Below are 12163 nucleotides of genomic sequence, written 5' to 3'. Positions count from 1 at the left end.
CGCGTGAGGCGGGCGGACGATTTGATTTCGGTTGATGCGACGTCGGCGCGGCGTGAACTGTTAGGGCCCGCTGGTCATTCTGGCGAATGCGAGTGTCCGTGGCGGTGCGGGGCGAGCACTCCCGATACTTGCGCCACCCGGGATACTGGCGCTCGCCAGCATCCCGGGGCGGACAAATGAAGAGCGCGCCCGAGGAGCTGAAACAGACTGTCGCGGTGGGCTTTTCCAGCCGAGGCGAGCGCGAGCGGAGGCAGCGAGGGCGGCCTGTCCTGCCTGCCCGTCCCGCGCTCGTCCGGCATGCGGTGTGGCGAGACGCGGCCGCCGAATTGGGGCGGCGAGATAGGCGATCGCAGGAACCCGACCGCAGGGACCGGATCGCAGGGATCGCATCGCAAGGAGCGCGAAACTATGCTGCTGAAGACTGCCGACGACCGCCGCGGCGACCTCGCGACGCTTGAAAACCTGCTGTCGCGACCCGCTCTGTCGGCGCGCCAGCGCGAGCTGATCGCGCACGAGATTACATCGATCCGGGCCGGCGCCCGCGGCGAGGGCAACGTTGCCTATCACCTCGACTTCGCGCTTCGCGACAACCCCAACATTCACGTTATCCACGACTTGCGGATCGAGCACGGTGGTCGCGTCGCCCAGATCGACCACGTCGTCGTCTCGCGCTACCGGTTCGTCTATGCGCTCGAGACCAAGGCCCTCAATGCCAGCTTGCAGTGCAATGCCCGCGGTGAATGGACCGCCTGGTACGGGCCTCGGGGCAAGGGGCGCCCAGTTGCGATCGCGTCGCCGGTCGAGCAGGCAAAACGGCACGCGGCAGTGTTGGCGGACTGGTTCAAAGTACAGGGCATGAACGGGCTTGAGGGCGTGACGGGGGTCGTCGTGGTCTCGCCGACGACGTTCATTGGCCGCAAGTCGGCGACGTCGGACGGCAAAGTTCCGATCGTCAGGGCGGACCTGTTCAAGCGTTGGTGGGAGAACGACCGCGACACCGGCTCGCTGCTCCGGGCACCGTTCCTGTTTGCGGCGCGGATGTCGCGCGCCCGCCTGGACGCGGTCTGCGCCGAACTGGTTGCGAGCCACCGGCCGCACATCTGGGACTGGGAAGGCAAGTTCGGGATACGGCAGGCGTCGGGCGGGTCACCGGCTGCGCCTCCACACTCGCCTGCGGAGGCGGAGCCGCGGGCACAGTCCGGCGCGAATCTGCCGGGCAAAGTCTCGACCCCATTCGGGCAGGTGACGTTCAAGCGTGTCAGTGAGGGCCTGTTTGCACTCCGCCACGCCGCCGATCCGATGCTTGCCGGACATGTCGAGCGATGCGTCGGTGCGCGGGGGCGCTGGCAAGCGACCTACGGTAACTGGCTGGTCGGCGGCGACTGGATCGGTGCGGTGAGTGACGAACTCCAACGCCCGGTCGATCCCGACCCCGGTCGTGCCAGCCTGCCGCCCTCGCTTGCTACGCCGCCCGAAAACAACCAAATACGCACAAACCGGTTGACAAAACAGGCCCAATAGTCCATTGTCGGCCCGTACGAGAACACTCGGAGGGGAACGGATGACGATCGGGAAGGTCTGCCTGACGACGCCGGCCGTGCGCGCGGTGTTGCTGAAGGCTCTCGCCGCGACCGGGAACATGACCCGGGCGGCGAAGGTGGCGGGCGTCACGCGCAACGCGGTCAATCACCAGCGCAGGGCCGACAAGCGCTTCGACGCGCAGATCCGGGCTGCGACGGCGACCGCGAACGGGGCCGCCTGGCGGGTCCACAGCTACCGCGCCTGGGATGCCGCGACCTGCGCGGCGTTCCTGGTTTCGCTCGCCGGACACGGCAGCGTCGCGCGCGCCGCGACCGAGGTCGGCGGCAGCCAAAGCGGTGCCTACGACGTGCGCAACCGTGATGCCGACTTCGCGTACGGCTGGGCCAAGGCCAAGCTCCAGGCCCACGGCCTGATCGAGGATGCGCTGTTCGAGGGCGCGGTCGCCGGCTATGTCGAGACCCGGACCGCGGCCGACGGCGCGACCACGACGATCCACCGCCAGCGTCCCGATATCATGCTCAAGCTGGTCGCACGCGGCGATGCCGGGCGCACCCGTTACCGGACGATCGAGCTGTCGCCGCACATGCTCGAGAGCTCGCGCCGCAAGCTCGAGCGGCGGACGCGGGTCGGCATCGAAATGGGCCTCGCCGCGCACATGAGCGAGGCAGAGGCGAAGGCGCGCGCCGCGGACATCGACATGGAGCCCGACTTTCCGACGCTGGCGGAGCTGGCGAAATTGCCGCGGACCGGGTGGGAGGACGCGCCGGAGCCGGTGCCCCGTGCCGACGCGCTTGCCCCCATCGCTGCGACCCCCTAGCCGGTAGTCGATGAACTTCATGTCCGACAATGCCGCCGCCGCGTGCGACGAAGTGCTCGCTGCGGTCGTCGCGGCGAACCGCGCGACGACACGCGCCTATGACGGCGACGACTGGAGCGGGCGGCTCGACGGGGTGTTCGGTGACTATTTCGGGGCGCCGTGCACGGTGTTCGCGGTGTCGACCGGGACCGCCGCCAACGCACTGGCGCTCGCCGCGATGACGCCGCCGTACGGCGCGGTCGTTTGCCACCGCGAGGCGCACATCAACGTCGACGAGTGCGGCGCGCCGGAGTTTTTCACCGGCGGCGCGAAGCTGATGCTGGTCGACGGTGCTCACGGCAAGTTGACCCCGGCCGGGATCGACGCAGGGCTCGCGAGCTACCGCGGCGGCGTCCACCAGGTCCAGCCGCGGGTGCTGTCACTGACCCAGGCGACCGAGAGCGGCACGGTCTATACGCCCGCCGAGATGGCGGCGCTCGGGGACTATGCGAGGGCGAAGGGCTGGCGGCTTCACGTCGACGGCGCGCGCTTCGCCAATGCGGTCGCCTACCTCGGCTGCCACCCCGGCGAGATCAGCGCCGGCGCTGGCGCCGCGGCGCTGAGCTTCGGGGCGATCAAGAACGGCGGCATGACGGCGGAGGCGATCGTGGTGTTCGAGGCCGGGCTCGCCGACGACCTGCGGTTCAGGCGCAAGCGGGCCGGGCAGATGCCGAGCAAGGGACGGTTCCAGGCGGCGCAGCTGCTGGCGATGATCGAGACCGGGGCCGCGGGCCGGAACGCCGCGGCCGCCAATGCCGGGGCGGCGAGGATTGGTGCGGCGGCGGGCGCGCGGCTGCTCGCGCCGGTCGAGGCGAACGAGGTGTTCGCGGCGCTCGGCGAGCATGCTGGCGCGCTCAGGGCGCAGGGCTTCGATTTTTACGACTGGAACGATGCCGGGTCGGGGGACGTCCGGCTGGTGGTGGCGTGGGATACCCCGGCGGCTGATATCGCGGCGCTGACGACGGCGCTCGCCGCTCTGCCGGCATCACCACCATGAACGCCGAACACCAGCCGATCACCGCCGGGCCGAACAAGCGGCGCGTCCACCCGGCGACGATCGTGCAGTTCGTGCTGCTGTCGCTGATCTGGGGGTCGACGTGGCTGGTCATCAAGGGCCAGCTCGGGGTGGTGCCGCCGGCGTGGTCGGTCAGCTACCGCTTCCTGATCGCCAGCGTCGTGGTGGTGCTGATGTGCGTGGTGCTGCGGCGGCCGCTGCGGATGGGACCGGCGGGCCACGCGCTGGCGGTGGCGGCGGGGTCGGTGCAGTTCCTGCTCAACTTCAACCTGGTCTATGCGGCCGAGACCTATGTCACCTCGGGGCTGGTGGCGCTGGTGTTCTCGCTGATCGTGGTGCCGAACACCTTGCTGGCGCGGGTGTTTCTCGGCCAGCGCATCGCGCCGCTATTCGTCGTCGGCAGCGTCATGGGCATCGCCGGCGTGGCGCTGCTGGTCGGCCACGACCTCGACGTGCGCGGCGCCGACGTCGGCATCGGGCTGGCGCTGGCCGCGGGTGCGGTGCTCGGCGCGTCGGTCGCCAACGTCATCCAGGGCAGCGCGCGGGCGCGGGCGTTGCCGCTCGAGGGTCTGATCGCGGCGGCGATGCTGTACGGCGGGCTGATGTCGGCGGCCTGGGCCTGGGCGAGCAGCGGGCCGCCGGTGGTCGAGCTGCGCTGGACCTATGCGGCGGGCGTGACGTACCTCGCGGTCGTTGCGTCGGCGCTGGCGTTCCGGCTGTACTACGCGCTGATCCGCGAGATCGGGCCGGCGCGGGCGGGGTATGTCAACGTCATCGTACCGGTCGTGGCGATGACGCTGTCGACGGTGTTCGAGGGGTTCGTGTGGACCTGGGGCGCGGGGTTGGGGGTGGTGCTGGCGCTGAGTGGGTTGGTGGTGGCGCTCAGGTCGCGGGCTTGACCCTCCCCCCTTGGGGGGGGAGGGTAGAAGGTCACTCCGCCGCCACAGCCAATTCCAGGCCCCGGCATATCCGCCACAATTTCTCCGGCGTGGCGGGCATCTCGACCTGCGTTCCGTCGAGCGCGTCGATGATCGCGTTCATGACGGACGGCATCGCGCCGATGGTGCCGGCCTCGCCGCAGCCCTTGACGCCGAGCGGGTTGGTCGGGCTCGGGGTCGGTAGGGTGTCGAAGCCGATGGTGTCGGGCATGTCGTCGGCGCGAGGGACGCCGTAGTCCATGAAGCTGCCGGTCTGAAGCTGCGCGTCGGCGTCGTAGACGACGTTCTCGAGAATCGCCTGGCCGAGGCCCTGCGCGACGCCGCCGTGGATCTGGCCCTCGACAAGCATCGGGTTCACCAGCGTGCCGAAGTCGTCGACGAGGCTGTAGCGCGCGACGCGGACCTTGCCGGTGTCGGGGTCGACCTCGACTTCGGCGATGTGGCAGCCGTTGGGGAAGGTCGCGGCAGGGTTCGCCGGCTTGTAGCTGGTGCGGCCGTCGAGGCCCTGGGGGTGCGCAGTCGCGAGCTCGCCAAGGCTGAGGGTGCGATTGGTGGCGCGGCTGCGGAACACGCCGGCCTCATAGTCGACGTCGCCGCCGAGGTCGGCGGCGGCAAGTGCGATGCCGCGGGCGACCATCTCGTCGGCGGCGAGCTGCGAGGCGGCGCCGCCCCACGCCATACTGCGCGAGCCGCCGGTACCGTTGCCGACCTCGAGCCGGTCGGTGTCGCCCTGGACGATGCGGACCTGTTCGGAATCGATGCCGAGACGCTCGGCGACGACCTGCGCGTAGGCGGTTTCATGGCCTTGGCCGTTCGACTGGGTGCCGACCGCGACTTCGACGATGCCGTCCGAGGCGACGCGGATGTCGGCGAACTCCTCGGTGCTACCGCCGCCGGCGATCTCGACATAATAGGCCATGCCGCGGCCATAGCGCTTGCCGGCGCGGGCGGCGGCGGCCTTGCGGGTGGGGAAGCCGTCCCAGTCGGACTGGCGCTGGGCCTTGGCGAGCACCGCGAGGAAATCACCGATGTCGAACGTCAGGCCGAGGCCGTTATCGTGGGGCAGTTCGGCGGGCGTCAGCAGGTTGCGACGGCGGATCTCGTCGATGGTGAGCCCGAGCTCGCGGGCGGCGGCCTCGACGAGGCGCTCCATCACGTACGCCGATTCGGGACGCCCGGCACCGCGATAGGCATCGACCGGCGCGGTGTTGGTGACGACACCGTGGACGTGGTTGTGGATGACGGGGATGCGGTAGACGCCGCCCATGATGCGGCCGCCGGCGAAGGTCTGGATGGCGGGGCCAAAGGTCGACTGGTAGGCGCCGAGGTCGGACCAGGTCTCGACATGGAGCCCGGTGATGCGGCCGTCGGCGTCGAAGCCGAGCGCGCCCTCGCTGACCATGGCGCGGCCGTGGGTGTCGGACTGGAAGGCGTCGCCGCGGTCGCCGGTCCACTTGACCGTGCGGCCGAGTTGCTTCGCCGCGTACAGCACGAGGAAATACTCGGGGTACATGAAGGCCTTCATGCCGAAGCCGCCGCCGACGTCGCCGGTGACGATGCGGACGCGCTCGACCGGCTCCTGCAGGATGCCCGCCGTCATGGTGCGCGCGGAGGCAACACCCTGGCCGCCGAATTCGAGGGTGTAGCCCTTGGCCTCGTCAAAGTGGCCGACCGCGGCGCGAACCTCCATCGAGGTCGGGGCGACGCGGTTCTGGACGATGCGCAGGCGGGTGACGTGGGCCGAGCCGGCGAGCGCTGCGGCGGCTCCCTCGGCATTGCCGACGTGCCAGGCGAAGATGTCGTTGGACGGGGCTTCGTCCCAGATCTTCGGGGCACCGTCGGCGATGGCCGTCTCGATGCTGGCGACGGCGGGCAACTCGGCATAGTCGACGACGACCGCGTCACTGCCCAGGCGCGCGGCCTCGCGGGTCTCCGCCACCACGAACGCAACGCCGTCGCCGACGAAGCGCACGCGGTCGCTGGCCAGCATGAGGTGGGGGGTGGTCAGCTTGCCCGACAGCGGCACCATGCACGGGATGACGCCGAGCTCGGCGACGTTGGCGTGGGTGTAGACGGCGAGCACGCCGGGCACGGCCTTTGCCGCTTCGGTGTCGATGCCTACGATCCGCGCGTGGCCGTAGGGCGAGCGCAAGGTTGCGGCATAGGCCATGCCGGTCGCCTGCACGTCGTCGGTAAAGCGCCCCTTGCCGGTGAGCAGGCGGACATCCTCGACGCGCTTGACCGACTGGCCGACCCCGAACTTCATGCGATGCTCTCCGACAGGCAGGCGCGCAGGCCCGATTCATAGCCTGGATAGCGCAGCCGGAGCCCGAGGTCGCGGGTCATCTTCGTCGCTGCGATGCGCCGGCGCTCGGTGTAGAAGCCCTGCGCCATGGGGCTGAGGGCGGCGACGGGCACGACGTCCGGGTAGGGCTGGCCGAGCAGGTCGCAAGCGTATTCGGTGACGGCATTGCCGCTGGCGGGTTCGGCATCGGCGAGGTTCCACACGCCGGGCGGCCGATCGAAGCTGGCGATGACCGCGGAGCCGATGTCGTCGACGTGGATGCGCGAGAAGACCTGGCCGGGCGCATCGACGCGGGTCGCGGTGCCTGCAGAAACGCGGTCGAGCGCCGAGCGGCCCGGGCCGTAGATGCCGGGCAGGCGGAAGACGCGGACGTCGGCGCGGAGCGACTGCCACGCGAGGTCCGCGGCGGCGCGCGCGTTGCGACGGCCGGTTCCGACGGCAGCGCTCTCGTCGACCCACGCGCCGCCGGTGTCGCCATAGACTCCGGTGGACGAGAGGTAGCCGACCCAGCGGGCGGGGGCGGTGCGGAGGGCTTGGGCGTGGTGGGCGAGGACCGGGTCGGTGCCCTCGGCGGGGGGGACGCTGCTCAGGATGTGGGTGGCCGCGGCGATGGCTTCGGCGACGGCGGGGGAGTCGAGGGGCAGGGTGGCGCGGGTGGTCGCGGTGACCTGCCAGCCGGCGCTGCGGAGGCGGGCGGCGAGGCGGGAGGCGGTGTAGCCGAGGCCGAAGATCAGGAGGTGCATTGGGCTAGACTAGCACCCTCTCCCCCTGAGGGAGAGGGACAGCTTGCCACTTGGCAAGCAGGGTGAGGGGACTCTCGCACCCCGACCCCTCACCCTGCTCGCGAAGGCGCGAGCGGTCCCTCTCCCTCAAGGGGAAAGGGTAGAAAGTGCTACCGCACCCCCGGCTCGCCGAGGTGCTCCGCCTTCCACACCATCGACATGTGGACCCGGGTGTAGCCCGACGGATGGTCGAAGAACACGAACTCCTCGAACGGTGTCGGCTCGAGCTTGCGGTACTGGCCGAGGCGGATGGCGGAACGCGCGAAGCCGTCCGGAGCGCGGGCAGCGTTCAAGCCGAAGATGTCGGCCTGCGACTCCTGGAAACGAGTGATGGTGTTGGTCACCGGGGTCATGACGAGGAAATACAGGGTCAGGACGATGACCGCGACGGCGATCGCGGCCGGGTCGGTCATGCCCTCGACGCGCCAGCCGGGGTAGCGCCGGATCAGCGCCGGGACCGCCGCCTGGATGGCGATGAAGCCGCCCATGATCACTGCCGAGAACGAGATGATCAGCACGGCGATGTGATTGAGCGCGTAGTGCCCGGTTTCGTGGCCCATCACCGCGAGCGTGCCGGCGTCGTCGTGGGTCGCCAGCAGATTGTCGTTGAGCGCGACGCGCGCCGTCGAGCCGAGGCCGGCGACATTGGCCGAGACGCGCGTCGTCTGCCGCGACTGGTCGACGACGTAGACGTTGGTCACCGGCACGCCGTTGCCGCGCGCGATCTTGAGGATCTCCTCGCGTAATGGCGACGCCGGCATCGGGCTGTACTTGTTGAACAAGGGCTCGATGAGGATCGGCGCGACGGCGATGCCGAAGGCCAGAAAGGCGACCGCGATGCCGCCGCCGAAGATCCACCAGCGCCGCGGCGAGCGCCGCACCGCGATCATCACCAGCGCGACGACGAGGGCGGTGAGGGGGATGTCGATCGCGGTGGACTTTGCGAAGTCGCCGAACCAGGCGGCGAAATCCTGGGTCGACATGCCGTACTGATGCTCGCGCACGAAATCGGTGTAGATCGTCCACGGCAGCCCGATCAGCGCAATCGCGAAGAAGAAGATCAGGCCCCACAACAGCGTCGCGAGGAACAGCCGGCCGCCGGTGACGCGACGCGACCACGCCGACAGTCGTGCCGCATAGCCGAAGTGGAGGATGGCCCAGGCGACGGCGACACCGACCACCGCGTTCCAAAGCAGCAGCCAGTAGCCGCCCTCAAAATAGGCGTCCGACTTCAGCCGCGCGGCGCCGTTGAAGGCGGCGAGGTAGGCGCGCGTCGCGGTGTCGACGTCGAAGACGCTGGTGACCATGCGATAAGTTCCCCCGTGTGTATCACGACCGTAACACGGTTGTGCGGCGTTGCAAGCCGTCGCAACGAACCCTCGCCCCGGCGTCGCCAAAGATGCCGCACTAGCCCCACGCTGGTGAAACCGGCTAAGCCTGACGGCAACCCTTTCGAAAGTCCCGCTTGTGCTCGATGCGTACGCCACGCCGCAGTCGCCGCCGACCGTTCGGCTCGCCGACTATGCGGCCCCCGACTGGCTGATCCCGACGGTCGCGCTCGACTTCGACCTCGCCGCCGACCGCACCATCGTCCGCGCGACGCTGACCGTGACCCGCAACGGCGACCACGATCGACCGCTGGTGCTGGACGGGCAGGGCCTCGAACTGCTCAGCCTGGGCGTCGACGGCGTACCCAATCCGGCTCGCCCGCGCGGGGACCACCTCAGCGTCGCGATCACCGGCGACAGCGCCGTCGTCACCACCGAGGTCGCGATCGCGCCGTCGGCCAACACCCAGCTGATGGGGCTGTACGCCTCGGGCGGCAAGCTCTGCACCCAGTGCGAGGCCGAGGGCTTCCGCCGCATCACCTTCTTCCCCGACCGGCCCGACGTGCTGTCGCGCTACACCGTCAGGCTGACCGCCGACCGGGCGCGCTACCCGGTGCTGCTGGCAAACGGCAATCTCGGCGAGACCGGCGTGATCGGTGCCCGCGACGGCAGCGTCGCAAGCGAACAGCGCCACTTCGCGGTGTGGGACGATCCGTGGCCCAAGCCGTGCTATTTGTTCGCCGCCGTGGCAGGCGACCTCGCGCCGTTCCGGGACAGCTTCACCACCGCCAGCGGGCGCGATGTCGACCTCGCGATCTGGGTTGCCGAGGCGGACCTGCCGCGCTGCGCGCACGCCATGGACGCGCTCAAGACCTCGATGGCGTGGGACGAGGCCAACTACGGTCGCGAGTACGACCTCGACGTCTTCAACATCGTCGCGGTCGACGACTTCAACTTCGGGGCGATGGAGAACAAGGGCCTCAACATCTTCAACTCGAAGTACATCCTGGCGGACGCCGAGACCGCGACCGACGCGGACTTCGACGCCGTCGCGGCGGTCGTCGCGCACGAGTATTTCCACAACTGGACCGGCGACCGCGTCACCTGCCGCGACTGGTTCCAGCTGTCGCTGAAGGAGGGCCTGACGGTCTTCCGCGACCAGCAGTTCTCCGCCGACCAGGGCTCGCGCGCCGTGCGCCGCATCGACGACGTGCGGTCGCTCAGGGCGGTGCAGTTCCCGGAGGATGCCAGCCCGCTGGCCCACCCGATCCGTCCGGGCGAATACATCGAGATCGGCAATTTCTACACCTCGACGATCTACAACAAGGGCGCGGAAGTCATCCGCATGCTCCACACGCTGCTCGGGCCGGACAAGTACCGCGCCGGCACCGACCTGTATTTCGAGCGCCACGACGGGCAGGCGGTGACCTGCGAGGACTTCGTCGCGGCGATGGAGGACGCGAGCGGGGTCGACCTGACGCGCTTCCGGCGCTGGTATTCGCAGGCTGGGACGCCGCGGGTGGCGGCGACGCTAACGCACGACGCGCTGACCGCGACGGCGACGCTGACGCTGGAGCAGTCGACCGCGCCCACGCCGGGCCAGCCCGAAAAGCTGCCGCTGCACATCCCGCTGCGCGCCGCGCTGTTCGACCCGTCGACCGGTGTGCGGCTCGGCGACGAGCGGCTGGTCGAGCTGACCGAGGCGACCACCAGCGTCACCTTCGAAGGCGTCGCATCGACGCCGTTGCTGTCGCTCAACCGCGGTTTCTCGGCACCGGTAATCCTGACCACGCCCGTCGACCGGCGCGCCGCGGCGTTCCTGTCGGCGCACGACGACGACCCCTTCGCGCGCTACGAGGCGTTCCAGCAGCTCGCGCTCGACGTGCTCGCGGGCGACGATCCGGCCGACGATGTCGTCGAGGCGCTGGGAGCGACGCTCGACTCCCGGCTCGACCCGGCGTTCAAGGCGGAGGCGGTGCTGCTGCCGTCGGAGGCCTTCATCGGCGACCAGGCGGAGACCGTCGATGTCGATGCGATCCACCGTCGCCGCGATGCCGCGCGGGTCCAGGCCGCGACGACGCTGCGCGACAAGTGGTGGGACGCCTACCGCGACAACGCCGCCAATCGCTACGAGATGAGCCCCGAGGCCAAGGGCCGGCGGCGGCTGAGGAACGTCGCGCTCGGGTACCTGATGGCGACCGAGGACCCGGAGGCAGTTGCAGCAGCCTTCGCGCAGTTCGAGAACGCCGACAACATGACCGACCGGCTGGCGGCGCTCGGCGTGCTCGCGAACTCCGACGCCCCCGAGCGCGAGGCCGCGCTGGCGGGGTTTCACGCGCGCTATGCGGGCGATGCCTCGTCGATCGACAAGTGGTTCTCGGTTCAGGCGATGTCGACCCGCGCGGATACGCTCGAGCAGGTGGTGACGCTATCGCAGCACCCGGACTTCGCTGCGGCTAACCCGAACCGGCTGCGCTCGCTGGTCGGGGCGTTCGGGGCGAACCAGTTGCGGCTGCACGATACGTCCGGTGGCGGCTACCGCTTCCTGGCGGACCAGGTGCTGGCGGTCGACCGGGTCAACTCGTCGAGCGCGGCGCGGCTGGTGGTGCCGCTCGGGCGCTGGCGGCGGTTCGACGTGGTGCGTTCGGCGCTGATGCGCGCCGAGCTGGAGCGCGTGCTGGCTTCGCCGCGGCTGTCGAAGGATGTGTTCGAGATGGCGAGCCGGTCGCTGGCGTAAAGGCCGTGAACTTTCGTCACCCCCGCCGGCGCGGCGATGACGGCACGGGTCAGTGCTTCTCGCGGCTCAGCCGGTCAACGTAGGCGATACCGACCGCCGACAGGATGAAGATGGTGTGGATGATAGTCTGCCACATCACGCCGGTCTCGGTGACGCGCGACGCCGCCGAGCCGAGGTTCGAGGCCTCGATGAAGGTACGGAGCAGGTGGATCGACGAGATGCCGATGATCGCCATCGCCAGCTTTACCTTGAGGATGCCGGCGTTGACATGACTCAGCCACTCCGGCTGGTCCGGGTGGTTCTCCAGGCCGAGGCGGGACACGAACGTCTCGTAGCCGCCGACGATCACCATGACGAGCAGGTTGGAGATCATCACCACGTCGATCAGGCCGAGGACGACGAGCATGATCTGCTGCTCGCCGAAGCTGTTGGCGTGGCTGACGAGGTGCCAAAGCTCCTTCAGGAACAGGAAGACATAGACCGCCTGCGCGACGATGAGGCCGAAATACAGTGGCACCTGCAGCCACCGCGAGCCGAAGATCATCAGCGGCAGCGGGGCCAGCCGCGGCGGGGGACCGGCGGGTAAGAGGGCAGCGGCGTGCGGCGAGGCTAGGGTCATGGCGGAGGATATAGGGCGATTTGTCGCGCCTGCCAGCGTCA

At 69.6% G+C, this 12163-nt stretch carries 9 protein-coding genes; 5 read left to right on the top strand and 4 right to left on the bottom strand.

What is annotated here, in order from left to right; all coding sequences use genetic code 11:
- Positions 1–408: 408 nt before the first annotated feature.
- From KX816_14460 to KX816_14445, 4 genes are read left to right on the top strand one after another with little or no spacing between them, the layout of a single operon-like run.
- A complete protein-coding gene (locus tag KX816_14460) occupies positions 409–1521 on the top strand; it encodes an NERD domain-containing protein (protein ID QXQ05437.1) in 1113 nt (370 codons plus the stop codon).
- 40 nt (positions 1522–1561) lie between these two features.
- Positions 1562–2359 carry a hypothetical protein gene (locus KX816_14455; GenBank protein ID QXQ05436.1) on the top strand — a complete coding sequence of 266 codons (798 nt, stop codon included), beginning with the start codon at positions 1562–1564 and terminating at the stop codon, positions 2357–2359.
- A gap of 10 nt (positions 2360–2369) precedes the next feature.
- Positions 2370–3395 (top strand): low specificity L-threonine aldolase, encoded by a 1026-nt coding sequence (locus tag KX816_14450; protein QXQ05435.1) that lies wholly within the window; start codon positions 2370–2372, stop codon positions 3393–3395.
- On the top strand, positions 3392–4312 hold the full coding sequence (locus KX816_14445; GenBank protein QXQ05434.1) for a DMT family transporter: 921 nt from the start codon (positions 3392–3394) through the stop codon (positions 4310–4312). Before KX816_14450 ends, KX816_14445 begins: the two co-directional genes overlap by 4 nt.
- 31 nt (positions 4313–4343) lie before the next feature.
- On the opposite strand, the gene KX816_14440 is transcribed toward KX816_14445, so the two are convergent.
- The 3 genes from KX816_14440 to KX816_14430 all read right to left on the bottom strand — a co-directional run bounded on the left by KX816_14440 (position 4344) and on the right by KX816_14430 (position 8745).
- The gene (locus KX816_14440; protein ID QXQ05433.1) at positions 4344–6617 is read right to left on the bottom strand and encodes a xanthine dehydrogenase family protein molybdopterin-binding subunit; all 2274 of its coding nucleotides are present in this window, start codon (positions 6615–6617) and stop codon (positions 4344–4346) included.
- Positions 6614–7399, bottom strand: coding sequence for an SDR family NAD(P)-dependent oxidoreductase (locus tag KX816_14435; protein ID QXQ05432.1), 786 nt, complete (start codon positions 7397–7399; stop codon positions 6614–6616). The genes KX816_14440 and KX816_14435 overlap by 4 nt, the downstream gene beginning before the upstream one ends.
- A gap of 149 nt (positions 7400–7548) precedes the next feature.
- Complete coding sequence (locus KX816_14430) at positions 7549–8745, bottom strand: M48 family metallopeptidase (GenBank protein ID QXQ05431.1); 1197 nt, start codon at positions 8743–8745, stop codon at positions 7549–7551.
- Between the two features lie 160 nt (positions 8746–8905).
- Between KX816_14430 and pepN the strand changes: the two genes are divergently transcribed.
- The gene (gene pepN / locus KX816_14425; protein ID QXQ05430.1) at positions 8906–11503 is read left to right on the top strand and encodes an aminopeptidase N; all 2598 of its coding nucleotides are present in this window, start codon (positions 8906–8908) and stop codon (positions 11501–11503) included.
- A 49-nt stretch (positions 11504–11552) separates the two neighbouring features.
- On the opposite strand, the gene KX816_14420 is transcribed toward pepN, so the two are convergent.
- Positions 11553–12122, bottom strand: coding sequence for a TIGR00645 family protein (locus KX816_14420; protein QXQ05429.1), 570 nt, complete (start codon positions 12120–12122; stop codon positions 11553–11555).
- Positions 12123–12163: the final 41 nt, after the last annotated feature.

The organism is Sphingosinicellaceae bacterium (genome assembly GCA_019285715.1).
Lineage (GTDB): Bacteria > Pseudomonadota > Alphaproteobacteria > Sphingomonadales > Sphingomonadaceae > Glacieibacterium.
The sequence above is the reverse complement of the archived record's forward strand: the minus strand, read 5'-3'. Positions and strand labels throughout refer to the sequence as shown.

Excerpts from the sequence above, each read along its gene's own strand:
- KX816_14460 (QXQ05437.1), top strand. The coding sequence starts at position 409 with ATGCTGCTGAAGACTGCCGACGACCGCCGCGGCGACCTCGCGACGCTT.
- KX816_14455 (QXQ05436.1), top strand. The coding sequence starts at position 1,562 with ATGACGATCGGGAAGGTCTGCCTGACGACGCCGGCCGTGCGCGCGGTG.
- KX816_14450 (QXQ05435.1), top strand. The coding sequence starts at position 2,370 with ATGAACTTCATGTCCGACAATGCCGCCGCCGCGTGCGACGAAGTGCTC.
- KX816_14445 (QXQ05434.1), top strand. The coding sequence starts at position 3,392 with ATGAACGCCGAACACCAGCCGATCACCGCCGGGCCGAACAAGCGGCGC.
- KX816_14440 (QXQ05433.1), bottom strand. The coding sequence starts at position 6,617 with ATGAAGTTCGGGGTCGGCCAGTCGGTCAAGCGCGTCGAGGATGTCCGC.
- KX816_14435 (QXQ05432.1), bottom strand. The coding sequence starts at position 7,399 with ATGCACCTCCTGATCTTCGGCCTCGGCTACACCGCCTCCCGCCTCGCC.
- KX816_14430 (QXQ05431.1), bottom strand. The coding sequence starts at position 8,745 with ATGGTCACCAGCGTCTTCGACGTCGACACCGCGACGCGCGCCTACCTC.
- KX816_14420 (QXQ05429.1), bottom strand. The coding sequence starts at position 12,122 with ATGACCCTAGCCTCGCCGCACGCCGCTGCCCTCTTACCCGCCGGTCCC.